The sequence below is a fragment of the Defluviitalea phaphyphila genome, from assembly GCF_001466305.1.
Taxonomy (GTDB): domain Bacteria; phylum Bacillota; class Clostridia; order Lachnospirales; family Defluviitaleaceae; genus Defluviitalea_A; species Defluviitalea_A phaphyphila.
Genome location: NZ_JWID01000016.1, coordinates 13,002 through 38,040, shown reverse-complemented (window position 1 = coordinate 38,040; position 25,039 = coordinate 13,002). Strand labels below are relative to the sequence as shown.

The 25,039-nt window shown below is 28.3% G+C and carries 23 protein-coding genes and 2 riboswitches; of the genes, 15 read left to right on the top strand and 8 right to left on the bottom strand.

The window, feature by feature from the left end; translation table 11 throughout:
- Nucleotides 1-382: 382 nt before the first annotated feature.
- A riboswitch (TPP riboswitch) is annotated at nt 383-494 on the top strand.
- 77 nt (nt 495-571) lie between these two features.
- From thiW to OM90_RS13325, 10 genes are all read left to right on the top strand, one after another.
- Entirely contained in the window at nt 572-1,066 is a 495-nt protein-coding gene (gene thiW / locus OM90_RS09600) for an energy coupling factor transporter S component ThiW (protein WP_058486668.1), read from the top strand.
- Between the two features lie 21 nt (nt 1,067-1,087).
- Nucleotides 1,088-1,930, top strand: a complete 843-nt coding sequence (gene thiM / locus OM90_RS09595) for a hydroxyethylthiazole kinase (protein ID WP_058486667.1) — start codon at nt 1,088-1,090, stop codon at nt 1,928-1,930.
- A 115-nt stretch (nt 1,931-2,045) separates the two neighbouring features.
- Complete coding sequence (locus OM90_RS09590) at nt 2,046-3,347, top strand: glutamate-5-semialdehyde dehydrogenase (protein WP_058486666.1); 1,302 nt, start codon at nt 2,046-2,048, stop codon at nt 3,345-3,347.
- A 95-nt stretch (nt 3,348-3,442) separates the two neighbouring features.
- Complete coding sequence (locus OM90_RS09585; RefSeq protein WP_058486665.1) at nt 3,443-4,483, top strand: elongator complex protein 3; 1,041 nt, start codon at nt 3,443-3,445, stop codon at nt 4,481-4,483.
- Nucleotides 4,452-5,135, top strand: a complete 684-nt coding sequence (locus OM90_RS09580) for a DUF6873 family GME fold protein (protein WP_058486664.1) — start codon at nt 4,452-4,454, stop codon at nt 5,133-5,135. The genes OM90_RS09585 and OM90_RS09580 overlap by 32 nt, the downstream gene beginning before the upstream one ends.
- Before the next feature lie 88 nt (nt 5,136-5,223).
- Nucleotides 5,224-6,399, top strand: coding sequence for an iron-containing alcohol dehydrogenase (locus tag OM90_RS09575; protein ID WP_058486663.1), 1,176 nt, complete (start codon nt 5,224-5,226; stop codon nt 6,397-6,399).
- Nucleotides 6,400-6,489: 90 nt separating this feature from the next.
- On the top strand, nt 6,490-7,860 hold the full coding sequence (locus OM90_RS09570; RefSeq protein ID WP_058486662.1) for a citrate/2-methylcitrate synthase: 1,371 nt from the start codon (nt 6,490-6,492) through the stop codon (nt 7,858-7,860).
- A 295-nt stretch (nt 7,861-8,155) separates the two neighbouring features.
- Entirely contained in the window at nt 8,156-8,881 is a 726-nt protein-coding gene (locus OM90_RS09565; RefSeq protein ID WP_058486661.1) for a 3'-5' exonuclease, read from the top strand.
- A 10-nt stretch (nt 8,882-8,891) separates the two neighbouring features.
- A complete protein-coding gene (locus OM90_RS09560; RefSeq protein WP_058486660.1) occupies nt 8,892-9,731 on the top strand; it encodes an alpha/beta hydrolase in 840 nt (279 codons plus the stop codon).
- Nucleotides 9,732-9,831: 100 nt separating this feature from the next.
- Nucleotides 9,832-13,323: a S8 family peptidase gene (locus OM90_RS13325; RefSeq protein ID WP_058486659.1), complete on the top strand. Its 3,492-nt coding sequence runs from the start codon at nt 9,832-9,834 to the stop codon at nt 13,321-13,323.
- A 31-nt stretch (nt 13,324-13,354) separates the two neighbouring features.
- Here the strand turns inward: OM90_RS13325 and rbr are convergent, their stop codons facing one another.
- From rbr to OM90_RS09540, 3 genes are all read right to left on the bottom strand, one after another.
- Nucleotides 13,355-13,945 (bottom strand): rubrerythrin, encoded by a 591-nt coding sequence (gene rbr, locus OM90_RS09550; RefSeq protein WP_058486658.1) that lies wholly within the window; start codon nt 13,943-13,945, stop codon nt 13,355-13,357.
- A 157-nt stretch (nt 13,946-14,102) separates the two neighbouring features.
- Nucleotides 14,103-14,663, bottom strand: coding sequence for a hemerythrin domain-containing protein (locus OM90_RS09545; RefSeq protein WP_058486657.1), 561 nt, complete (start codon nt 14,661-14,663; stop codon nt 14,103-14,105).
- An 86-nt stretch (nt 14,664-14,749) separates the two neighbouring features.
- Nucleotides 14,750-16,033 (bottom strand): peptidoglycan-binding protein, encoded by a 1,284-nt coding sequence (locus OM90_RS09540; RefSeq protein WP_064505526.1) that lies wholly within the window; start codon nt 16,031-16,033, stop codon nt 14,750-14,752.
- Nucleotides 16,034-16,265: 232 nt separating this feature from the next.
- Between OM90_RS09540 and OM90_RS09535 the strand changes: the two genes are divergently transcribed.
- The 3 genes from OM90_RS09535 to OM90_RS09525 are packed head-to-tail and all read left to right on the top strand — an operon-like array spanning nt 16,266 to nt 18,407.
- Complete coding sequence (locus tag OM90_RS09535) at nt 16,266-16,988, top strand: ABC transporter permease (RefSeq protein WP_058486656.1); 723 nt, start codon at nt 16,266-16,268, stop codon at nt 16,986-16,988.
- 53 nt (nt 16,989-17,041) lie between these two features.
- Nucleotides 17,042-17,674 (top strand): ATP-binding cassette domain-containing protein, encoded by a 633-nt coding sequence (locus OM90_RS09530; protein WP_058486655.1) that lies wholly within the window; start codon nt 17,042-17,044, stop codon nt 17,672-17,674.
- Nucleotide 17,675: 1 nt separating this feature from the next.
- A complete protein-coding gene (locus OM90_RS09525; protein WP_058486654.1) occupies nt 17,676-18,407 on the top strand; it encodes an ABC transporter permease in 732 nt (243 codons plus the stop codon).
- 25 nt (nt 18,408-18,432) lie between these two features.
- Here the strand turns inward: OM90_RS09525 and OM90_RS09520 are convergent, their stop codons facing one another.
- The 5 genes from OM90_RS09520 to OM90_RS09500 are packed head-to-tail and all read right to left on the bottom strand — an operon-like array spanning nt 18,433 to nt 22,687.
- On the bottom strand, nt 18,433-19,476 hold the full coding sequence (locus OM90_RS09520) for an ABC transporter substrate-binding protein (protein ID WP_058486653.1): 1,044 nt from the start codon (nt 19,474-19,476) through the stop codon (nt 18,433-18,435).
- Between the two features lie 13 nt (nt 19,477-19,489).
- Nucleotides 19,490-20,263, bottom strand: a complete 774-nt coding sequence (locus tag OM90_RS09515) for an ABC transporter permease (protein ID WP_058486652.1) — start codon at nt 20,261-20,263, stop codon at nt 19,490-19,492.
- Nucleotides 20,257-21,081, bottom strand: coding sequence for an ABC transporter permease (locus OM90_RS09510; protein ID WP_058486651.1), 825 nt, complete (start codon nt 21,079-21,081; stop codon nt 20,257-20,259). Before OM90_RS09510 ends, OM90_RS09515 begins: the two co-directional genes overlap by 7 nt.
- Nucleotides 21,081-22,124: a spermidine/putrescine ABC transporter ATP-binding protein gene (gene potA / locus OM90_RS09505; protein WP_058486650.1), complete on the bottom strand. Its 1,044-nt coding sequence runs from the start codon at nt 22,122-22,124 to the stop codon at nt 21,081-21,083. The genes OM90_RS09510 and potA overlap by 1 nt, the downstream gene beginning before the upstream one ends.
- Nucleotides 22,125-22,147: 23 nt before the next feature.
- Nucleotides 22,148-22,687 (bottom strand): helix-turn-helix domain-containing protein, encoded by a 540-nt coding sequence (locus tag OM90_RS09500; protein ID WP_058486649.1) that lies wholly within the window; start codon nt 22,685-22,687, stop codon nt 22,148-22,150.
- Between the two features lie 180 nt (nt 22,688-22,867).
- Nucleotides 22,868-22,964: riboswitch (THF riboswitch) on the top strand.
- A 69-nt stretch (nt 22,965-23,033) separates the two neighbouring features.
- Between OM90_RS09500 and OM90_RS09495 the strand changes: the two genes are divergently transcribed.
- Together OM90_RS09495 and OM90_RS09490 are read left to right on the top strand one after the other, a co-directional pair.
- On the top strand, nt 23,034-23,753 hold the full coding sequence (locus tag OM90_RS09495; protein ID WP_058486648.1) for a folate family ECF transporter S component: 720 nt from the start codon (nt 23,034-23,036) through the stop codon (nt 23,751-23,753).
- A gap of 40 nt (nt 23,754-23,793) precedes the next feature.
- The gene (locus OM90_RS09490) at nt 23,794-24,993 is read left to right on the top strand and encodes an ATP-binding protein (RefSeq protein WP_242860886.1); all 1,200 of its coding nucleotides are present in this window, start codon (nt 23,794-23,796) and stop codon (nt 24,991-24,993) included.
- Nucleotides 24,994-25,039 lie beyond the last annotated feature (46 nt).

Genomic DNA, 25,039 nt, shown 5'->3' with positions numbered 1-25,039 from the left:
CAGATACAAATGTAAAAAACATGTACGACGTTACAATTAAAGATGTAGATCTAGAAAATATAGATTTAGAGTTATATTAGAAGTAAAAGGTTTACTAAAGAACAATTTAAAATTCAGTCAATAGTTGAGGTAGAATTATTTAAAATCTCTCTACATTAAAAGTAAATTTAAGCGAGTATAAAAAATAGAAAATCAATAGACGAAGGCACTTAAAGAAGGAAAGAATATTAAAGTAAAGATTGATGTAATATATGAAGGTAAGAATTTAAGACCATCGAGATTTAATATAAAATATTTACCTAATTATTACGTTGCTTCAATACTGTAACAATCTTTTAATTGTATTTTAAATTATATTATGATATTATTATATAAAGTTTAATAATTAACACAGGGGAGCCGGAAAAGGCCGGCTGAGAGTAAGAACCGAAATTCTTTGACCCTAAGTACCTGAACTGGGTAATACCAGCGTAGGAAGTGTTAACTTATATGTTATTTATTTAGTATGTTTATTATAAGAAAACACAAGCCTGCGGCTTGTGTTTTTTTAATGAAACGAAGGGAGAAAATTATGAAGGCTAAAAAAATTTCTTTATCAGCAATATTTATTGCCATAGGAGTAATAGCAGGTAATGTTATTTTTATACCTATAGGAGCTTCAAAATGTTTTCCTGTTCAACATACAATTAATGTTTTAACAGCGATTATCCTTGGCCCTAGTTATAGTGTAGCAGTGGCATTTTCTATATCTTTACTTAGAAATATTTTAGGAACTGGAAGTTTATTAGCTTTTCCTGGAAGTATGATAGGAGCTTTACTGGCTGGACTTATATATAAGAAAACCAATATTCCTATACTGGCAGTTACAGGAGAAGTATTTGGTACAGGAATAATAGGTGGTATTTTAGCTTATCCAATAGCTAAATTTATAATAGGAAATGATGTTACAAGTCTATTTTTTATAGCACCTTTTTCAATAAGTACTATAGGTGGAAGTATAATATCTTATATTATTATTAAAATTATGGATTTTTCTAAAATAGGTTATATAAAAAAAGATTTATAAACAATATAGGGAGGGTTTAATTTGGAAATCTATAAAAAAATCTCAAAAGCTTTATATGAAATAAAATATAAAAAACCCTTAATACATCATATTACAAATTATGTAACAGCTAATGATTGTGCTAATATTACCTTAGCTATAGGAGCTTCTCCTGTTATGGCAGATGATATTAATGAAGTTAGAGATATGGTATCCTTAGCAAATTCTTTGGTCATTAATTTAGGAACATTAAGTAGTAGAACAGTAGAAGCCATGATTTTAGCAGGGAAAAGAGCCAATGAATTAAATATTCCTATTATTTTAGACCCTGTGGGAGTAGGAGCTACTTCATATAGGACAAATATTGCCAGGGAAATACTTAAACAGATAAAAATATCTATAGTAAGGGGAAATTTATCAGAGATTAAGTCATTATTTGGAGTAGATACAAAAACTAAGGGAGTAGATTCCTCTGAAATTATTTTAAAAAAACAAGAAGATTTGAAGAATGTACAAAAATTTGCAAAAAAATTTGCAAAAACTTTTAATACAGTTGTTGCTATTACAGGATATATAGATATTGTAACAGATGGAGAAAATTTATATGTAACAAAAAATGGAAATGAAATGATGTCTAAAATAACAGGAACAGGATGTATGTGTACTTCTCTAATTGCTTCTTTTGCTGGAGTAGAAGATGATTATATTATATCAGCTCTAGGAGGAGTAATTTTTATGGGAATCGCTGGAGAAATAGGATATAATAAATTAAATAAAGATGAAGGGATAGGAAGCTTAAAAGTTAACATAATAGATGCCATATATAAAATGTCAGAAGAAGATTTAATAAAAAAAGGCAATTTTATAGAAAACAGTAGTTGTTAATTTTATATTATAGATAGGAATAAAATAATTATTTGATTAAAAGAGTCCATTTACAATTGCATAAAAATACATCATATAGTATTATAATAAAAAAGCATGGGAAATGGGTGATTTTATGAATATTCAGGATATGGCAGTAGAAGCTAAGAAAGCTTCTATTAAACTAGGGATTATAAATTCAGAACTAAAGAATAAAGCTTTAGAAGAAATAGCGAAAGCTCTAGAAAGTAGAAAAGAAGAAATAGTAATGGCTAATAAAGAAGACCTGAAAGTTAGTGAAAAAGAAAATCTTGCAAAACCTTTATTAAAAAGATTAAAATTTGATGAAAGTAAAATTGAAGATGTAATACAGGGTATAAAAAGTCTTATAAATTTACCTGATCCTGTAAATAAAACTTTAGCTGCTACAGAATTAGATGAAGGGTTAGAATTATATCGGGTTAGTTGCCCTATTGGAGTAATTGGAGTAATTTTTGAATCAAGACCAGATGCATTAGTTCAAATATCAACTCTATGTTTAAAAAGTGGGAATGCTGTATTACTAAAAGGGGGAAGTGAAGCTAAAAATACTAATAAAATTTTATGGAATATTATAAAAGATGCTACTGAAAAAGTAGGAATTCCTTTTGGATGGATTTGGCTTCTTGAAACTAGGGATGATGTAAATGAAATGTTAAAAATGGATAAACATATAGATCTTATTATACCTAGAGGATCTAATGAATTTGTTAAATATATTATGGATAATTCTAATATTCCAGTGTTAGGACATGCAGATGGAATTTGTCACTGCTATGTGGATTCTGATGCTGATATAAATATGGCAGTTGATATTGTAGTTGATTCAAAAACTCAATATGTTTCCGTATGTAATGCAACAGAAACTCTTTTAGTACATAAAGATATAGCTTCAGTGTTTCTTCCAAAGTTAAAAAATGAATTAGATAAAAAGAAAGTTGAATTAGTAGGATGTAAAAAAACAAGAGAAATTATAGATGTAGAATTAGCTACAGAAGAAGATTGGAAAACTGAGTATTTAGATTATAAATTATCAATTAAAGTAGTATCGAATATAGAAGAAGCTATTGAACATATTAATACTTATGGTTCTGGGCATACAGATGCAATTATTACTAAAAATAAAGCTAATGCTGCTTTATTTATGAATCTTGTAGATTCAGGAAATGTATTTTTAAATTGTTCTACGAGATTTAGTGATGGCTTTAGATATGGCTTTGGAGCAGAAGTAGGCATTAGTACTAATAAAATTCATGCTAGAGGGCCTGTTGGTTTAGATGGACTTTTAATATACAAATATAAACTTATAGGACACGGACATATCGTAGGAGATTATGCAAATAAAATAAAAACCTTTACACATAGAAAAATAGATAAACAATATAAAGAGGATTTATAAATGTTTTATTATAAAACACCTCGAATTGTTATAAAATTACAATTTGAGGTGTTTTTATAAAATTTAAAAGCATAAATATAGAATAGGTGAATTTAATGAAAAAGAAAATGATTATACCAATTTTTGTATCTCACCAAGGATGTCCTAATGATTGTGTATTTTGTAATCAAAAAAGAATAACAGGAGTAAGAGAAAGTTTTGATGAAAAGAAAATAAGAAATTATATAGAAAATTATTTAGAAGATTTTAAGGGAGATAAAATAGTAGAAATTGCTTTTTTTGGAGGAAGTTTCACGGGAATTCATATAAATCTTCAAAAACATTATTTAGAAATAGCAAAAGAATATATAGAAAAATATGATTTAGAAGGAATTAGAATATCAACAAGACCAGACTATATTAATGAAGAAATATTAGATTTTTTATTAAAATATCCTGTTAAAGCAGTAGAATTAGGAGTGCAGTCCTTAGATGAAGAGGTATTATTAGAAAGTAAAAGAAATCATAAAGTAGAAGATGTGTATAAGGCTGTAGCGTACATCAAGAAAACAAATATAGAATTAGGACTTCAGATGATGATAGGGCTTCCTAAAGATACCTTAGAAAAAAGTATAAATACAGCTAAAAAAATAGTTCTTATGAAACCTGATACTACAAGAATTTATCCCACTGTAATAATGAAAGATACTGAACTTGAAACTATGTACTATAAGGGATTATATAACCCTTTAAGCCTTGATGAAGCTATTGAATGGACAAGCAAGATACTTCCTTTATTTTACGATGCTAATATAACAGTACTTCGTGTAGGATTACAAGCAACAGAAGAAGTAAATATAGGAAAGGGAATAGTAGCAGGTCCTTATCATCCGGCTTTTAGACAGCTAGTAGAAGAAAAAATGCTTAATGAGTATATTTTAAAAATATATAATGAAAATGGAAAAAGACCAATCACTATTTATGCTAATCAAAAATTATATCAAAGCCTTATAGGTCATAAAAGAAAATATAAAGAGTTTATAAAAAATAAGGGACTTCCTATAGAATTTAGAAAAAATGATAAAATAAATAGTTTGATTTTTGAAAGTGGAGGCAAAATTTTAGATGATATTCATATCCCAAAATGCTTCAGATAATATAAAAAATACATTAAATAAAGTAGGAAAAATTATAGAAATAAGACCTATTAATGTTGTTTATGAAAGTATAAATCATCATCCTGATATATTTCTTTTTAAAGGAGATAAAAAAATTTATATTGCAAAGGAACAATATGAATGTATTAAGTATGAATTAGAGGATAATACATTACAAATAGAAGTTTTAGAAAATCAATTAGGATATAATTATCCTAATACAGTAGCATTTAATGCTGTAAATTTAGGGAAATATTTTATTCATAATTTAAAATATACTTCTCCTATTATTTTAGAAGATATGAAAAAATTAAATAAAAAACTTATACATGTAAAACAAGGATATACTAGATGTTCAGCTCTTCCTATAGATGATAATAGTATTATTACTTCTGATGTAGGGATAGCTAAAACTGTTTTTAAGTATAAAATAGATGTATGTCTAATTAAGCCAGGATTTATCTTATTACCTGGTCAAAAATATGGATTTATAGGAGGATGTGGTGGAAGAATAAAAAATAAAATATATTTTTCTGGGGATATTACTAGACATCCTGACTATGAAAAAATGAAAAGATTTATCCAACAACGAGATTTAGAAATAATATATGATACTTCAACAAATTTAATAGATATAGGTTCTATTTTATAATATAGTTTTCTCATTGAAATACATGATTTTATTTTATATAATTAAGTTATATAGTTATTATGATAATCTTAGAGGGGAGGAAGTATTAATGGATAATTTTACTTTTTATAGTCCTACTTATTTTATTTTTGGTAAAAATACTGAAAAAGATACGGGAAAATATGTTAAACGTTTTGGTGGAAATAAAGTTTTAATTCATTATGGTGGAGGTTCTGTAATACGTTCTGGTCTTCTTGATAGGATAAAAGTTTCTTTAGATGAAGAAGAAATAGAGTACATAGAACTTGGAGGAGTAAAACCAAATCCTAGAAGTGGATTAGTTTATGAAGGAATTGATTTATGTAAAAAGGAAAAAGTTGATTTTATTCTTGCCGTTGGAGGAGGAAGTGTTATTGATTCAGCTAAAGCAATAGCAGCAGGAACTTTGTATGAAGGAGATTTTTGGGATTTTTATGAAGGAAAACCTATTGAAAAAGCTTTACCTGTTGGAACGGTTTTAACTATTGCAGCTGCTGGAAGTGAAGGGTCACCTAATTCTGTTATAACAAATGAAAATGGTATGTATAAAAGAGGAACTAAAGCAGAAGTTTTAAGACCTGTTTTTTCAATTTTAAATCCAGTTTTATCTCAAACTGTTCCTCCATATCAAACAGCTTGTGGAATAGTAGATATAATGGCACATTTACTTGAACGCTATTTTACTACAACTAAGGATGTTGAAGTGACTGATAGACTGATAGAAGGATTACTTCTTACAATGATTCATGAAGCTCCCCGTGTAATGAAAGACCCTAATAATTATGAAGCACGGGCAAACATTATGTGGGCTGGAATGCTTGCTCATAATAATTTATGTGGAGTTGGAAGAGTACAAGATTGGGCTAGTCATAATATAGAACATGAATTATCAGCTTTGTATGACTGTGCTCATGGTGCAGGGCTTGCAGTGGTATTTCCAGCATGGATGACTTACAATATGAAACATGATATAAATAGATTTGCACAATTAGCAGTAAGGGTTTGGGGATGTCAAATGGATTTTGCAAACCCTGAAAATACAGCTAGGGAAGGGATAGAAGCTCTAAAAAGATTTTTTAAATCCATAGGAATGCCTTCTAATTTTAAAGAATTAGGAGCTAAAGAGGAAGATATCCCTAAAATGGCACATAAAGCATGTTATAGTGGAACAAGAAATGGAACTATTGGTGGCTTTGTAAAATTAGATGAAAAAGATGTTATTAATATATATCGTCTAATGCTATAAAAATTTACTAATTATATTTATCATTTTATAACCAAATTTTATAATTTAAAAAATAATATTACAAATTTTAAATATAAAGGAGGCGTATAAATGGTAGATATTAATTTTTCGTCAGAAGAAAAAAATGCGTTTATCAAAAAACTGAGTTCGAAAGCAAAGGAACAAAATTATATTAATCCTGAACTGTATGTAAAATATGAAGTAAAAAGAGGACTTAGAGATATTAATGGAAAAGGAGTACTTGCAGGATTAACAGAAATAGGAGAAGTGCATGCATATATTATTGATGAAAATGAAGTAGTACCTGTTCCAGGACGTTTAATTTACAGAGGAATTGATATTCATGATATAACAAAAGGATTTTTAAAAGAAGAAAGGTATGGATTTGAAGAAGTTGCATACTTACTTCTTTGTGGGACTTTACCCAATGAGGATGAACTTGAAGAATTTAAGAAATTCATAGCCAATGCTCAAAAATTAAAAGAAGATTTTATTCAAAAAGTAATTTTACATATTCCTAGTAAAGATATTATGAATACTTTGGCTAGAGGCACCATTAGTTTATATAGTTGTGATGAAAATCCAGATGATATATCCATAGAAAATGTTTTAAGACAAAGTATGGAATTAATTGCAAGACTTCCTTTAATAGCTGTATATGGATATCAATCATATGTACATAGATATCTTAATCAAAGTTTAGTAATACATAGTCCTAAGCCAGAGTTAAGTATTGCAGAAAATATTCTTCATATGCTTCGTCCAGATTCTAAATACACTAGATTAGAAGCTACTTTACTTGATTTATCCTTAGTTCTTCATGCAGAACATGGAGGAGGAAATAATTCTTCTTTTACTACCCATGTAGTAACTTCAACAGGGACTGATACATATTCAACTATTGCAGCGGCTATAGCTTCTTTAAAAGGACCAAAACATGGAGGAGCTAATATTAAAGTAAGGCATATGTTTCAAGATATAAAAGAAAATGTTAAAAATTGGAATAATGAAGATGAAGTTAAAAGTTATCTTGAAAAAATAGTGAAAAAAGAAGCTTTTGATAGGTCAGGTCTTATTTATGGTATAGGGCATGCGGTATATTCTATTTCTGATCCTAGAGCTGAAATTTTAAAAGGATATGCGAAGAAATTAGCAAAACAAAAAGGATATGAAGAAGAATTTAATTTATATGAAACAGTAGAAAAATTAGCACCAGAAATTATTGCTAAAGAACGTAAAATGTATAAAGGAGTTTGTGCTAATGTAGATTTTTATTCTGGACTAGTATACGATATGCTAGGTATTCCAGAAGAATTATATACTCCTCTTTTTGCAATTGCTAGAGTAGCTGGATGGAGTGCTCATAGAATTGAAGAATTAGTGAATTCAGGAAAGATTGTTCGTCCGGCTTTTAAAAGTGTAGCTAAGAGAAAACCGTATATACCTATAAATGAAAGATAAAATAAAAAATTAAATTTATCATGTTAAAAATTATAAAAAATTAAGTAATAAATCTTTTATTAAAAGAAATAAATATAATTATGAGATTTAAGAATATAATAAATGTTTTAAATAATAACTTTAAATAGATATCATATCTTTATGATAGTATTACATATTTTTTAGATTTTATCAGATTATGATAAATTTAAATTGATATATCAATAGAAATAATGGGAAGTTAGTTTCCCATTATTTATTTTTTTGATAAAATAAATATATAAATACATATAATAAATTTTAGAAAGGTATTATTATGAAGGAGAATAATATAAAAAATTTAGTTGTTTTTGATTTAGAAACTACAGGATGTAATCCAGTATCAGATCATATTATAGAAATTGGAGCTATAAAAATAAAAGATGGAAAGATTAGTTCAAAATATCATCAAATGGTTAATCCTAATGTACCCATACCAAATTTCATTACAGAAATAACAGGGATAACTAATGATATGGTGCAAGAATATCCTAGTATTGAGAAAGTGCTTCCAGAGTTTTTATCTTTTTGTGATACAGATTATATTTTAGGACATAATATTTCCTTTGATTATCGATTTATAAAAGCTAAATGTGTTAAACTGGGGTATTCTTTTAATAAAAAGGCTTTTGATACTTTATCTATAGCAAAAAAATTTTTATCAAATCTTCCCAGCAGAAGTTTAGGAGCTCTTTGTCAGCATTATGGTATAGATTTAAAAAATGCTCATAGAGCAATTCATGATGCAGAAGCAACTTATAAACTTTTTAAATATTTAAAAAGAGATTTTTATGATCTAGATCAGTCGGCTTTTAAAGCTAAAAATATGGCATGGAAACCACCAAAACAAGAAATGATTACTCAAAAACAAAAGAAATATCTTTTAAGTCTTATTAGAATGTATAAAATAGAACTAGATAAGGACATAGATACATTGACTAAATCAGAAGCTAGTAGATTAATAGATAGAATATTGACTGAAAGAAAAAGTAAATATATATAGGAGTGTATTTATGAATTTACTTTATAAATATTTTATAAATTCTGATAATCTTCGTATTTTTTATATAAAAGATGTACCCTTTGACCCTAAAGCAATTATTTTGATTAGTCATGGATATGGAGAACATTCAGGACATTATACAGAACTTGCTAACTTTTTAATTAAAAATAAATATGGAGTATATGGGATAGACCATAGAAGTCATGGACGATCAGAAGGAGTAAGGGGGCATATAGATTCTTTTTTTGAATTTACATCAGATTTTCATGAATTAGTTTCTATAATAAAAAAAGAACATCCTAATACCCCTATTTTTACCTTTGGACATAGTATGGGAGGTCTTATTAGTTTTGCCTATGCTCTTATTTATAAAAAAGATAATATTAAAGGACAAATCTTTTCAGGCCCAGCTCTAGGAGCCCCTTGGGGATTATATAGAGTGCCAACAAAACTTTATGAAATTTTAGGGAAAACTATTCCAAAAGCCAAAATATATAATATAATTAAGGGAAAAAGGGTGTCTAGGAACATAAAATATGTATCAGAATTTAAGAAAAATCCTTTTGATCTTAGATATTCAACTGTTAGTTTATTAAGTGAGTTCTTATATAAAGGTATGTCTTGGGTACAAGATAATGCAGAAAATTATGATATTCCATGTCTTTTTCTTCATGGAAAGGCGGATAGAATAATTCCTTATCATAGAACTTCGGAAATATACAATAAAATAAAATCAGAAGATAAAACTTTAAAATTATATGAAAATTGCTATCATGAATTAATTCATGAGCCAGAAAGAGAAGAAATTATGTCAGATATATTAGATTGGTTAGAAGAAAGAATTAATTAAATATTGCATAGATATATAAGAGAAATATGTTATACATATTTCTCTATTTTATTTTTAAGAAAAAACCATAAGCATGACATTTTTATAAAGGAGGAAGGTTATGGCTTATGATAAAAAGATAGATAGTGCATTACAGTTAATAATTAATATGGATGAAGAAGATAAAGAAAAAATAAAAAATCTTCAGGCAGGATTTAATGACGAAACTAAGAAATGGGAAGTTATTGTAAAATATAATGGAGATTTAAATATAATAGGAAAAGAATTAGGAGCAGAAGTAGAAATATTAACCCAAGGATATGGGATTTTAACTTTAGAAGAAAATAAGATAACACAATTAATTAACTATCCTCAGATAGAATATATTGAAAGACCTAAAAGATTAGAATTATTTTTAGATAATAGTTTAAGGGAATCTTGCATTACAAGTGTTAATAGACCTCCTTATAATTTAAAGGGAGAAGGTGTACTTTTAGGAATTATAGATTCGGGAATAGATTATTCTCATCCTGATTTTATTAAGGAAGATGGAAGTAGCCGTATACTTTATATATGGGACCAAACTTTAGAGGGTAATCCTCCAGAAGGATTTGCAGAAGGAGTAGAATTTACTAAAGAAGATATAGATGAGGCTTTGAAACTACCAACATTAGTTGAACGAATAGCAAAAGTTCCTCATAGAGATTTAATAGGACATGGAACGCATGTAGCAGGAATAGCAGGGGGGAATGGAAGAGGAAGTAGAGGAAAATATATAGGGGTTGCTCCAGAAGCAGAATATATCATTGTAAAATTAGGAAGAAAGGGAACAAACTCTTTTCCAAGAACAACAGAGCTTATGAGGGCAGTAAAATATGTGGTGGAAAAGGGAGAAGAGTTAAAAAGACCCATTGCAATTAATATTAGCTTTGGAACTAATGAAGGATCTCATGATGGAAATTCCATAGTAGAAACCTATATGGATGAAATGGCTAATAGATGGAAGACTAATATTATTGTTGCAACTGGAAATGAAGGAGATACAGGACATCATGTAGGGGGAATATTAAAAGAAGGAGAAGAAAAAAGTATACAGTTTATAGTTGATAAGGGGAAAAGAGAATTAGCTTTAACTTTATGGAAGTCTTTTGTAGATACCATAAAATTTTCTATAACTTCTCCTAGTGGAGAAAGTACAGGATTAATTTCATCAAAAGAAGGAATACAAATAAATAATTTAGGAAATACGGAGATAGTATCTTATTTTGGTAGCCCTTCTCCTTTAAACGGAGATGAGGAAATATTTATTGTACTTAATTCTAATGAACAATTTATAGATAATGGGATATGGGAACTTATTTTATATGGAGAAAATATAGTTGAAGGCATATATGATATATGGATGCCTATTACTGAAGAAATAGGAAGGGATACGGTTTTTTTAGAACCTACTTTAGAGCATACAATAACAATCCCAGCAACAGCAGAACGAATGATTAGTATAGGAGCATATAATGGAACAACGAATCAGATTGCTCCTTTTTCTGGAAGAGGATATACAAGAAGAAATAGATTTATTAAACCTGATTTAGTAGCCCCAGGAGTTAATATTACAGCACCTTTTATAGGGGGAGGATATGAAACCTTAAGTGGAACTAGTATGGCAGCTCCCCATGTGACAGGAGCAGTGGCATTACTTATGGAATGGGGAATAGTAAAAGGAAATGCCCCTTTTTTATATGGAGAAAAATTAAAATCTTACCTTAGAAAGGGAGCAAGAAGAAATCGACCGTTTTTAAATTATCCTCAATTTTCTTGGGGATATGGGAGTTTATGCTTAGCTAATGTTTTTAATGATTTAAGGGGGGAAAATTCTATGGAAGAAAGCTTAAAAAGACAAGAAGCAAATGAAACTATGCTAAATAAAGAAGCAATTATATCAGAAGAATATTTTGATTATATAGTTGAGTATGAGGGGAATATAGAAAAAGCAGCTATAAGAAATGGAGCAGCCAATGTATTTATTATTAACGAAAATAATGCTATTTTGCAAATACCTAAGGGTATAGAAAAAGAATTTTTTAAAAATACGGAAGAAGTAGTACAGTATTCAACGCCCTTACTTTTTGGACATTATGGAAGAGAAAGTTTAGAGGCATCAGATATATTAGTATTTCATAATTATCCTTATGGAGAATTAAGGGGAAATGGAGTATTAGTTGGAGTAATAGATTCAGGAATTGATTATACCCATCCAGCATTTATGTATGAAGATAATACTACAAGAATTTTAAGTATATGGGATCAAACTTTAGAAGGGAATTCACCCGAAGGATTTGGATATGGAGTAGAATTTACAGAAGAGGATATAAATAAGGCTTTAAAAAGTGAAAATCCAAGAGAGATAGTTCCCCATGTGGATAGTGTAGGGCATGGAACCTTTTTAACAGGAGTAGCAGCAGGATATGATAGAGAAAATAAAGAATTTATAGGAGCAGCTCCTGATTCAGAGCTTTTAGTTGTAAAGTTAAAACCAGCAAAAAAATATCTTAGAGATTATAATTTAATAGGAGAAGAAGATACTTCTGTTTACCAAAGTACGGATGTAATTACGGCATTAAAATATATGGTTGAAAAAGCAAAAGCACTAGGAAAGCCAATTGTTATTAGTTTAGGAATTGGAAGTAATGAAGGAGGACATGATGGAACTTCTTTTGTAGAAAGTTATATGGCTGAGTTGGGGGGAAGAAGAGGAGTTGTAATGATTACAAGTGCAGGAAATGAAGCTAATAAAGCTCATCATACCAGTGGAATCTTAGCTAATGGTCAAACAGAAGATATAGAAATTAGAGTTGCAGAAAGAGAAACAGGATTTATATTATCCATATGGAATAATGCCCCCGATAGGATGTCAATTTCTATAATATCTCCTACAGGAGAATTTATAGAAAGGATTCCTGCAAGGTTTGGAGAACAAGAAGAAATCAATTTTATATTAGAAAAAACAAAGGTAAAAGTAGATTATATATATCCTGAAGCAAGAACAGGAGATCAACTAACAAAGCTTCGTTTTGAAAATCCAACGGAGGGAAATTGGATTATAACATTACATGGAGATTTTATTGTAGATGGAAGATATCATGTTTGGCTTCCTAGGGAAGGCTGGATTGATAAGGAAACTGTTTTTTTAAGAGCAGTTCCAGAAACCACTGTGACAGTTCCAGGAACAGGAGAAGGAACAATTACTGTTGGAGCTTATGATTATATAGACAATAGTTTATATACTGCTTCAGGCAGAGGATCAACAAGAGATGATGAGATAAAGCCGGATTTAGTAGCTCCCGGAGTAAATGTAGAAGGGCCACTTCCTGGAGGAAGATATGGGAAAATGACAGGAACTAGTGTTGCAGCAGCTATAACAGCAGGGGCAGCAGCTCTTCTTTTAGAATGGGGAATAATAAAAGAAAATGACCCAACTCTTACAACAAGAAAAGTAAGAACTTATCTTATTAGAGGAGCAAATAGAAGAGAACCCATAGTTTATCCCAATAAAACTTGGGGATATGGAGAATTAAACTTACTTAATGCTTTTCAGTTTATAAGAAAAAAATAATATAAATATTAAAGGGGCAAATGCCCCTTTTTTAATAGGTTTCAACAAATACTTCAAAATGAGCTTGAGGGTGAGCACAAGCAGGGCAAACTTTTGGAGCTTCTAATCCTTCATGGATATATCCACAGTTATTGCATTTCCATAGTACTACTTCATCCTTTTTGAAAACAGTGCCATTTTCCATATTTGCTGCTAATTTTCTATATCTAGTTTCATGTCTTTTTTCTACTTCTGCAATTTTTCTAAAAACAGTGGCTATTTCTGTAAAGCCTTCTTTATCAGCTACATCTGCAAAAGCAGGGTAAAGTTTATCCCATTCTTCATTTTCTCCTGCTGCAGCAGCAAGAAGATTTTCCTTAGTATTACCAAGAGCAATAGGATAGTCTGCTGTAATTTCTAAAGCTGTTTTATTTAATTCAGGGTCTGCACTTAAGAATTTAAAAAATCTTTTTGCATGTTCTTTTTCGTTATCAGCAGTTTCTGTAAATATGTTTGAGATTTGAACATAACCTTCTTTTCTTGCTATGGATGCATAATATGTATAACGATTTCTAGCTTGTGATTCTCCAGCAAAAGCTTTTAATAAATTTTTAGCAGTTTCTGTTCCTTTTAATGATTTCATATAATACCCCCTTATATAGTTTGTATTTGTATTATAACATTAAATATAAAAATATGACATAAGTTTTTCTATATGTCTAATAGATAGAATATATGATGTATACTTATAATTGATAAGGCTATATAAGAAATAAAAAAGAGGTTTTAAGCCTCTTTTGTTATAAATTAGATGTTATTTTTTCTAAATGATTTATAAAGTTTATATATTTATTTTGAATATTATTTTCCTTTGCTTTTTCTTCTACTTCTTTACATTTTTTATTTATTTCCTCTAAACTTTCGTTAGAAAGTCGTTTTTTTGCAAACATATATATAGCTGTATCTTCTTTATCAATATGTCTATTAAGTAAATCAGTATAGCTAATGGCATTGGCTATAATATCCACTCTAGCGTCTAAATTTCCTGCTTCAAAATCTTTTAGAGCATTTTCTAAATTCATCATATATAATCTTCCAAGGTCATGTTCTGCTAACATTCCATAAATAGGACCATTAGCAATTCTTTCTCCTAATTCTTCAGACATTTTTTTAAAAAGTATAGTTTCTTCTTTACTATGATGGTGTTTATCTGAATAATTTCTTACAAAATCCACTATATTATAAAAAAGTTCTGTATCTACTTTTTTATTATCTAGTATTTCTATACATAATTTTCTTATAGCTACTAAAGCTCTTTTAATATTCTTATGTTCTTCCATCATCATGTCAATAGCGTCCATTTGTATTCCTCCTTAGTTAATAGGTTTAAGTAAATTATAAAATATAGTATGGCTTTTTAATATGATTTAAGTCACATAAATATTTTTTAAATTAATTCTCCAAGCTTTGTTACGGCAACATATACATCGGATATTTTATACCATGTAGCAGGGCCTACAACTCCATCGGGAGTTAAATTAAATATTTGTTGAAAGGTTTTAACTGCATTAGCAGTTTGCTCACCATAATTTCCATCTACTTTTACTTTAGGTATGGCAGGGAAATTATTAGAAATAGCGTTAAGTTGCTCTTGAATTTTTCTTACAGGAGCACCACTAGAGCCTGTAGTTAGTTTATATCCCGGATAAGAAGAAGGAATTCCTGCAACTCTTACTGCAGTGTCTAAAAAAATATTTTGTCCATAATAACTTCTAAGAATACTTATGGAATCAAGTCCTTGGTCTCCTAAATTTTTTGAACCCCATTGAGTCATCCAAGTGGGACATTCTACTTTAATTCCATCACAGTATTGAGTTAAGAGAGGCTGTCTAAATCCAGGACGTTTAATGTAATTTACAAATATTTCATCTACAATTTGAGAAATGGAATCGTATATATTTCTTCCAAAAGAAAAGGCATGGTCATAGGCAGTTGATGAGGTAATAGTAAAATCATATCCTTTCCCTCTATACCATTCTGTAAAGACCCTATTTAAGGTAAAGGATAAGATAGCAAGAATATTAGCTCTGATGGTAGATTCTGGCCAAGTGGGATAAATTTCACTAGAAGCTACATTCTTAATATAATCCTTAAAGCCCACGGTATAGTTAGGAGCAGAAGTATTATCAGGAACCCCATCATGAACTATTACAAATTGAGGGATAACCGGTTCGTCTAATACAATAAATCCTGTTGGAGGGGGTTCAGGTTTTATAGGGTCTTCAGGTATTTTGGGAGGATAAGAGCCCCATAGGGTATGAGGATTAATAAGTATTTCTTCTAGTTGTCTATTCATATCAGTATTTTCAGGTTCTAAGGTTGCATTTTGAATAGCAGTAGTATCAGCAAAAATTTGTGAACCTTCTATTAATAATGTAGTATATCCAGGAGCTTGTATTTCTATGTCATAGGTTGAGTATGGTTGATTGGGAGAAGGTTCTAAGGAAAGGTCTATAGGTGGAGTATTTAAAGAAATAGGAGGGGTTTTTCCTGATTCATTAGTTTTAAGTATTTCTACGGGCTGTTCTTGTCTTGTTCCTCTTATTCTTTCTCTAATAATTACAGTTGCATCAGGGACTGGTAATAATTGTTTTTGTTTTTTTGTGAAAACATCTACAACTAAATTTCCAGTAGACTGCCGACTCATTATAGGATAGCGCCTAAAAAGCATATTTCACCCTCGCTTTAATAAATTTATATTAGTAGTATATGACTTAATAGGGTTTAATAATGCTTATTTAAATAATGTAAAAACAAATAGAGTATTTTTTGTATATATTATAAATAAAAACTTTAAAAAACATGAATTTCAAATATATTGAAAAAAATATTTAAATATATTATAGTATAATATGAAAATTTCAAAAAAATAAAATAATGACTAAATAATTTGGAGGGATAAAGTGAAGATTGAATTAAAGAGAGGAATAAGAAATAAATTTTTTTTAATAATGTTATTTCTTAATGTTTTATCTGTTTTTTTAGGATATGTTTTATTAGTAGTACTAGATGAAGTAACTAAAGTTACATTTCAGAATTTTGTAGAAAGTGTTTATACGGTTTATACTCAATTAGGAATATTTATATTTTCTCCAATTATTATAAAACAAATTTATACTGATTATAAGGAAAAGAATATAATGTTTTATAAGGCGCTTAATTATAATACATCAAGATATTATATATCGAAGGTATTCATGGTAATAATGGGAACTATAATGGGCAGTATTATAGCAACATTATTAATATGTGTACCTTTTGGAAAATTTAATCTTTTTTTTATTGTATTTTTAAAAATTGAAGCGGTGATGATTTTTTATAGTATTTTAATGACTTTCTTGGGATTTATTTTTAGTAATTTTATAGTAGCTTTTTGTGTGAGTATAGCAGCTTGGATTATAGGTATGCAAATTTCAGCAATATCTAAAAATTTAAGATTTTTTGCATATTATGATGCTATTAACCTTGATTATCAAGAATTTATTAAATTCTTAAAGAATAAGCTAGCCTTTCAAAGTATTTTTATTAATATAGGAGAAAATTATTTATTTAACATTATTATATTGATTATTTGTATAGCATTGGTAAATATTTTAAAGAGAAAATGGATAAGTAACGGAGTTTAAAAGATTGTCTTATTTCATGATAGTTGAGAAAAATTTAGGGAAGAGGGAATTATATGCAGTTATATAATTATTCTTTAAAGGTTAAAAATAAGCTTTTATTATCTAATGTTAATATAAAATTTGAATCAGGAGTTATTAATCATTTATTAGGGAAAAATGGTGTAGGGAAAAGTTGTTTTGCTAAGTCTATTTTAGGAGTATTCCCTTATAAAGGAGAAATAAAAACTAATGCAAAATCTATTGTAGCTATAGGAAGTTATACTAATTTACCTCTTGATTTATTAGGACAAGATATTTTGGATTTAACTAGAAGATTATATAAGAAGGAAACTGTAGATTATTTGTTTAATTTATTAAATATAGGGGATATACCTTTAAATAATAGACTTAAAAATTTAAGCGATGGTCAAAAACAAAAGTTAAAACTTTTGTATTTCCTTTCAAAAGAACCAGAATTAATTATATTAGATGAATTTACTAATGCATTAGATAAAAAAACAAGCATGGATATATATAAATTTTTAAATACATTTTTAAAACAAGGTAATATTACATCTATTAATATTACTCACAATTTATCGGACCTTGAATATATGGAAGGAAATTATTATCTAATAGAAGATCAAAATATAATTTCAGGACTATCTAAAGAAGAGATTATCAACTATTACATTAAAGGTGAGTAAAATGAATAAAGTAAATATTGAATTAAAAAGAGGAATAGGAAATAGATTTTTTATTATAATGATATTACTTGGTGGGTTAAATGTACTTTTTGGATATATTTTATTAGTTACTGTAAATGAAATGCCTCAATTTACTTTTGGAGACTTTGTGGCTGCTACTTATTCAGTTTATTCTTTATTTGCAATATTTATATTTTCTCCAATTATTATAAGTCAATTTTACACTGATTATAAGGGAAAAAATATAATGTTTTATAAGTCTCTTAATTATAGTGCATTAAGATATTATATATCAAAGGTATTTATGATACTAATAGGAACTATAATGGGAGGGATTGTATCAACCCTATTAATATGTGCACCTTTTGGAAAATTTGATTTTTTTCTTATTGTATTTTTAAAAATTGAGGCTATAATGAGTTTTTATAGTATTACAGTATCTTTTTGGGGATTTGTTTTTCATAATTTTTTAGCAGCTTTTTTTACTAATTTAATAGTTTGGTTCATAGGAATAATAATTTCAATGCAATCTACAAGTTTAAGAATTTTTGCTTATTATGATTCATCTACACTTGATTATAAAAGATTTATTGATTTTTTACAGGGGAAAATAGGACTTAAAAGTTTTTTTTATAATATAGGAGAAAATTATTTATTTAATATTATTGTGTTTATTAGTATTGCTGTATTAGTAAAGGTTTTAGAAAAAAGGTGGATAAAAAATGGAATTTAAAAAAACACCCACAAAAGGGTGTTTTTTATTGGGCCATAATTTCTGTCCAGACTCTATCATATTCTGTAATAAACTCACCTAAATCATAGAAGATTTCGCAATTAGATATATCTTCAGGTTGAGGATATGCTGCTATATCATTTAGTAATTCTTCATCAAGCATTTCTTTAGCTTTAGTATGTGGAGTAGAGTATCCTATATAGTCTGTATTTTTATAAGCAATGCCTGTATCACATAAATAGTTTATAAACATTTCAGCAGCTTCTTTATTTTGTGCAGAAGCAGGAATTGCCATAGCATCAAACCAAAGATTAGAACCTTCTTTTGGGATTACATATTCTAAGTTTGGATTTTCACGTTTACAAGCAACAGCGTCTCCAGACCATACAACAGCTAGGGCAGCTTCTTCTCCTATCATTTTATCTTTAACTTCATCTCCAACATAAGCTAGAACAAGGGGTTTTTGTTCTATAAGAGCTTGTTTTGCTTGTTCTAATTCATTTACATCCCTAGTATTTAGAGAAAATCCTAGTTTTTTCAGAGCAACACCAATAGAATCTCTTTGGCTATCTAACATTAATATTTGTCCAGAATATTTTTCGTCCCATAGGATATCCCAACTATCCACAGGTTCATCTACCATAGTTTTATTATATAAAATTCCAACAGTTCCCCACATATATGGAACAGAATATTCATTATTAGGGTCATAATCTAAATTTTTAAATTGTTCATCTATTAGTTCGTAATTAGGAATATTATTAAGGTCTATTTTTTGAAGAAGATTTTCTTTTATCATTCTTTCTATCATATAGTCTGAAGGAAAGATAACATCATAACTACTTCCACCAGACTTAATTTTAATATACATATCTTCATTAGTAGCATAGGTATCATAGTTAACTTTAATACCATATTCGTCTTCAAATCCTTTTAAAACGCTTTCATCAATATAATCTCCCCAGTTGTAGACATTAAGCACTTTTTCATTATTTTGACTACAACCTGAAAGTATAGAAATAGAAAGCATTACAATTAATAAAAAAGCAGAAATTTTAAACTTTTTCATTACATTTTCCTCCTTAATTTGTATCTTTTGAAGTTCTTTTATTAACAATGAAGAGTAAGATTAATACAACTATAAACATTAAAGTAGATAATGCATTTATAGTTGGTTCTACTCCTCTTCTTGCCATAGAATAGATAGTGATAGATAGATTAGTTACTCCTGAGCCTGTATTAAAAAAGCTAATTACAAAATCATCTAAAGATAAGGTAAAGGCAAGTAAGGCGCCAGTTATAACTCCAGGCATAATTTCAGGAAGTATAACTTTATAAAAAGCATATAATGGAGTTGCTCCAAGGTCTAAGGCAGCTTCATATAAATGCTTATTTAATTGTTTTAATTTTGGCATAACAGATAAAATTACATAAGGAATATTAAATGTAATATGTGCTAAAAGCATTGTAGTAAAACCTAATTTTAAATTTACAAAAATAAATAAAATCATAAGAGATATACCAGTTACTATATCAGGATTAAGTATTGGCAAATAAGTGACATTCATTATAAAAATCTTTTTCCATTTTTGCATATTATGAATTCCTATGGCGGCCAAGGTACCTATGATAGTTGAAATAATAGAAGATAAAATGGCTATAATTATTGTATAGTATAAAGCTTTTTTAATATCAGGGTCACTAAATAAACTTTCATACCATTTTAAAGTAAATCCATTCCATTTAGCTCTAGATTTTGAATCATTAAAAGAAAAAATCATTAAGATTACAATGGGGGCGTATAAAAATAGCAATATTATAAATAAATAAATTCGACTTATTATATTTTTTACCATAATTGACCCCCTTCATGTTCTTTATCATATTTAGATATAATTGCCATACTTATTAAAATTATAATCATCATTACAATAGAAACAGCAGACCCAAAATTCCAGTCTCCTGATAAGAGAAATTGTCTTTCAATAAGATTTCCAATAAGCATAAATTGTCCGCCACCAAGCAATCTTGGTATGACAAAGGTGGTTACTGCTGGCATAAATACCATGGATATGCCAGAGAAAACGCCTGGAAGACTTAATGGAAATATTATTTTTTTAAAAACGGTAATTTGGTTAGCACCTAAATCTTCAGCAGCTTCAATAACACTAGGATCAATCTTTTTCATTACAGAATAGATTGGTAAAATCATAAAAGGAATAAAATTATATACCATTCCTAGTATAACCGCTGCATTATTATATAATAATTGAAATGGACCTATTCCAAAAAAAGATAGTATTTTATTTATAAATCCATTTTTTTCTAATAGAGTCATCCAAGCATATGTCCTAAGTAGAAAGTTCATCCACATAGGAAGAATGCATAAAAATAAAAGAAAACTTTTTTTACTCATTTGTTTACTAGCTAATATCATGGCAACAGGATATCCTAAGATTAAACATATTATTGTACTTATACCAGCAAGAACAACTGAACGCCATAAAACCTTAAGATATAAGGGTTCCATAAAACGTTTATAGTTATTAAGAGAAAATTGTAACCCATTATCAGTTGAAATAAATATACTAAAGCATAGAACTAAAATTAATGGTACAATTATGAAAATAATCATCCAAAGAAGATATGGGTAGGAAATCCATCGTTTTTTCATTACTCCACCACCTTTTTCATAATATGAATATTATATGGAGCAATTTTAATTCCAACTAAGGATTTAGGAGGATGCATAGTAGTACTATGCACTATCCAGCTAAAAGAATCTGTTTTTATTATCATTTCATAGTGGACTCCTTTAAAAGTAACAGATTCAACGATTCCAGATATGATTCCGGAATCTTTATCTGTTATTTCAATATCTTCAGGTCTTATGACAACATCGACAGGTTGGTTAATTCCAAAACCTTTATCAACACATTTAAATATGGCATTATTAAATTCAACTAAACAATCTTTTTTCATAATTCCAGAGATAATATTACTTTCACCTATAAAATCAGCGACAAAAGCATTTTTAGGTTCATTATATATATCTTCAGGAGTTCCTATTTGTTGAATCATTCCATCTTTCATTACAACAATGGTATCAGACATAGTTAAGGCTTCTTCTTGGTCGTGAGTTACATATATAAAGGTAATACCTAATTGTTTTTGCATCCTTTTAAGTTCTACTTGCATATCTTGTCTTAATTTTAAATCAAGAGCCCCAAGGGGTTCATCTAAAAGAAGAACATCAGGTTCATTAACTAGAGCTCTTGCAATGGCAATTCTTTGTTGTTGCCCACCACTTAAAGAATCTATAGACCTTTTTTCATAGCCTTCTAAATTAACTAATTTCAAAACATTACGTACTTTTTCTTTAATAGTTTTCTTATCTAATTTTTTTATTTTAAGTCCAAAAGCAATATTTTCTTCTACATTCATATGAGAAAAAAGAGCATATTTTTGAAATACAGTATTTACCTTTCGTTTATAAGGAGGTAATGAATTGACATTTTTTCCTTCGAATAAAACACTTCCACTGGTGGGATGCTCGAATCCTGCTATGATTCTTAAAGTTGTTGTTTTACCACAACCACTAGGTCCAAGAAGAGTTAAAAACTCATTTTTTCGTATATAGAGATTAATATTTTTTAAGACTTCTGTAGAATCATAAGTTTTTGAAATATTAACAAGTTCAATAATATTTTCTGCCATTGCAATTCCTCCTTGTGTAATTATTAGAAGCTTGGGGGAGTGCATATCCATAATACTTTAGCCTTTGATTTTCCAGCATTTGATATAAAATGAGTTCTAGAAGGTCTAAAGTAAAAAGATTCCCCTTTTTTAGCTTTAAATTTTTTGTTTCCAATATGGATAAAAATACTACCTGATATTACATATCCAAATTCTTCTCCCTCATGGGGATCTTGAGGAATGGAGCTACCAGCTTCATCTAAAATAATTAAAATAGGCTCCATATTATTTTTTTGAGCATTAGGAACAATCCAGTGAATTTCATTTTTATTTTCTTCATCTTCTTGAGTAAAAAAATCTTTTTTTGTAAAAACAATTTTTTCTTCTATAGTTTCATTAAAAAAGTCTTTTAAATTAGTCCCTAAACATTCTAAGATGTCTACTAATGTCGCAATAGAAGGAGAAGTTAAATCTCTTTCTACTTGAGAAATAAAACCTTTTGTCAGTTCACATCTATTAGCTAATTCTTCTTGTGTCAACCCGTTGGTGATTCTAAGTAATTTTATTTTTTCACCTATTTTCATAAGAGCACCCTATTCCTGTTTTGATTAACTAAACTTTTTGTTTAGATTAACTAAACAAATGAAACGGTTTATTATAAACATATAATTATTACAAAGTCAATGGGTTTTGACGAATTTTATCAATTTTATTTAAAAATATCTTGATAATATATTTGGAATATTATAAAATAGCATGTAAATGACAGAGTAGGTAAAGTGCGTTAAGTGTTAAGGGATGGGAAGTTGCCCCTAAACGAAAGCTACATTGTAGCTGCGATGCTTTACCGCTTCCGCTGTCCATTAAAGAAGAGGCCTTTCTTTAGTGTGATGGCTGGAAGGTCATCATATTAAAGAAAGGAGGGAGAATTTGAAAAAACATTTTAATACAAAAATATTAGTTGCTTGTGGATTGTTAACTGGAATTAGTATTGTGCTTACAAGAATGTTTTCTTATGTAATTCCTTTAGGAGGGCTCCCAGCACTTAGAATTGGATTTGGCTCTATTCCCATAACAATATCTGGGATATTATTTGGTCCCATTGCTGGAGCGTTAACAGGAGGAGTTGCAGACTTATTAGGATTTATGATTAATCCTATGGGAGGACCTTATATTCCTGGGATGACTATTACTGCAATGTTAGGAGGTTTTTTACCAGGAATTATTTATTGGGGAATTCGAAAATATAATATAAAAATTAATTTCAATATTATTAATATTATATTTATTACTTTATTAGCTATAGGAACTTTTTATATTCTTTTATTTAAAAATGGCAGTTTACCTTTGTTTTTTGTTATTATTTATGGAATAGTTGCTTTAATTTTCATAATGTTACCTATTTTATTAAGTAATATTATAAGTAGAGAAGATAGTTTATATTCTTTTGATAAAATCTTATTTGTAATTACTGTAAAATATTTTATTAACTCTTTATTGCTTAATACTTTTTGGCTTTCTATAACTTATAATAAAGGATTTTTAGTATTTTTGCCTGGAAGAATTATTGCAGGATTAGTAATGATACCACTTCGTTCTTTTATTATTTTTGCTTTAACTAAAGTTTTTAAATATATAAAAATTTCGTAAGCTGCCTTTTAGGCAGCTTTTACAAAAAAGAGGGGATATTGTGCATAGATTAATAATATATAGAAATTTACTTGAAGATGATGTAATCAAAAAAGTCCAAAACTTTTTAAAACATTTAAAAAAATATGAAGGGAAAAATAATTACAAACTTCAAGATGAATATTCTTACATAGCATCTAAATTATTACAATTCGGAGTTGAAAAAAATATTAATTCTTCTTTATGGAAAGAATATATATATGATTTAATGCTTCAAGATGAAAATATTTTTAGTCTTTTTTGCGAAAAAGAAAAAAATATTAATATTAATAAAAATATTATTATAGCTTTAAAAAGAGATTTAGCTATTATAAAAGAATATTTAAATATAGATTGGAATGAAATTGCTTATAAAATTGGATTAGAACCTGTACCTTTTTTAAATTCAAAAGAGAATGATATAGATATTGATGAGATGATTAATAAATTAGCTGATTATTATTATAAAAATGGATGCGGTATAATGGGAAAATATAAGGCCTTTAGATGGGAAAATGGATTAAAAGGGATAGAAAATCCAGACCCTATAAGGTTAAAAGATTTAATAGGTTATGAAGAACAAAAGAAAATTTTAATTGAAAATACTGAAAGTTTTTTGAATGGGAAAAAGGCTAATAATGTTTTATTATTCGGAGATAGGGGAACAGGAAAATCATCTTCTGTTAAAGCTCTCTTAAATGAATATGCTCATAAAGGATTAAGATTGATTGAATTAGCAAAGCATCAGTTAGTTGATTTTAATAAAGTAATATCTCTTATTAAAAATAGAAGTCAGTATTTTATTATTTTTATGGATGATTTATCTTTTGAAGAATTTGAAATAGAATATAAATATATGAAAGCATTAATAGAGGGTGGAGTAGAAAAAAAACCAGATAACGTATTGATTTATGCTACTTCTAATAGAAGACATCTTATAAAAGAGACATGGAAAGATAGGGATGAAACACAAGGAGAAGTACATATTTCAGATTCTGTTCAAGAAAAAATTTCTTTAGCAGATAGATTTGGTATTAGTATTACTTTTACTTCTCCAAATCAAGAAGAATATTTAAAAATTGTAGAGGAATTAGCTAAAAATTATAATTTAAATATCCCAAGGGAAGAATTAAGAAGAAAAGCGTTACAATGGGAAATGTATTATAATGGACGTTCAGGAAGAAGTGCAAAACAATTCATTGATTATATGTTAGGACGATAAGCATTTTAATAAAAAAATAGAATATTAATATTAAAAGAATTAATTT

What these genes read in the sequence shown, in the direction of transcription:
- OM90_RS09575 (WP_058486663.1), top strand. Translation starts at nt 5,224, where the DNA reads ATGGATAATTTTACTTTTTATAGTCCTACTTATTTTATTTTTGGTAAA.
- OM90_RS09570 (WP_058486662.1), top strand. Translation starts at nt 6,490, where the DNA reads ATGGTAGATATTAATTTTTCGTCAGAAGAAAAAAATGCGTTTATCAAA.
- OM90_RS09560 (WP_058486660.1), top strand. Translation starts at nt 8,892, where the DNA reads ATGAATTTACTTTATAAATATTTTATAAATTCTGATAATCTTCGTATT.
- OM90_RS09510 (WP_058486651.1), bottom strand. Translation starts at nt 21,081, where the DNA reads ATGAAAAAACGATGGATTTCCTACCCATATCTTCTTTGGATGATTATT.
- OM90_RS09530 (WP_058486655.1), top strand. Translation starts at nt 17,042, where the DNA reads ATGCAGTTATATAATTATTCTTTAAAGGTTAAAAATAAGCTTTTATTA.
- OM90_RS09580 (WP_058486664.1), top strand. Translation starts at nt 4,452, where the DNA reads ATGATATTCATATCCCAAAATGCTTCAGATAATATAAAAAATACATTA.
- OM90_RS09545 (WP_058486657.1), bottom strand. Translation starts at nt 14,663, where the DNA reads ATGGACGCTATTGACATGATGATGGAAGAACATAAGAATATTAAAAGA.
- OM90_RS13325 (WP_058486659.1), top strand. Translation starts at nt 9,832, where the DNA reads ATGGCTTATGATAAAAAGATAGATAGTGCATTACAGTTAATAATTAAT.
- thiW (WP_058486668.1), top strand. Translation starts at nt 572, where the DNA reads ATGAAGGCTAAAAAAATTTCTTTATCAGCAATATTTATTGCCATAGGA.
- potA (WP_058486650.1), bottom strand. Translation starts at nt 22,124, where the DNA reads ATGGCAGAAAATATTATTGAACTTGTTAATATTTCAAAAACTTATGAT.
- OM90_RS09590 (WP_058486666.1), top strand. Translation starts at nt 2,046, where the DNA reads ATGAATATTCAGGATATGGCAGTAGAAGCTAAGAAAGCTTCTATTAAA.
- OM90_RS09525 (WP_058486654.1), top strand. Translation starts at nt 17,676, where the DNA reads ATGAATAAAGTAAATATTGAATTAAAAAGAGGAATAGGAAATAGATTT.
- OM90_RS09540 (WP_064505526.1), bottom strand. Translation starts at nt 16,033, where the DNA reads ATGCTTTTTAGGCGCTATCCTATAATGAGTCGGCAGTCTACTGGAAAT.
- rbr (WP_058486658.1), bottom strand. Translation starts at nt 13,945, where the DNA reads ATGAAATCATTAAAAGGAACAGAAACTGCTAAAAATTTATTAAAAGCT.
- OM90_RS09585 (WP_058486665.1), top strand. Translation starts at nt 3,443, where the DNA reads ATGAAAAAGAAAATGATTATACCAATTTTTGTATCTCACCAAGGATGT.
- OM90_RS09500 (WP_058486649.1), bottom strand. Translation starts at nt 22,687, where the DNA reads ATGAAAATAGGTGAAAAAATAAAATTACTTAGAATCACCAACGGGTTG.
- OM90_RS09565 (WP_058486661.1), top strand. Translation starts at nt 8,156, where the DNA reads ATGAAGGAGAATAATATAAAAAATTTAGTTGTTTTTGATTTAGAAACT.
- OM90_RS09520 (WP_058486653.1), bottom strand. Translation starts at nt 19,476, where the DNA reads ATGAAAAAGTTTAAAATTTCTGCTTTTTTATTAATTGTAATGCTTTCT.
- OM90_RS09515 (WP_058486652.1), bottom strand. Translation starts at nt 20,263, where the DNA reads ATGGTAAAAAATATAATAAGTCGAATTTATTTATTTATAATATTGCTA.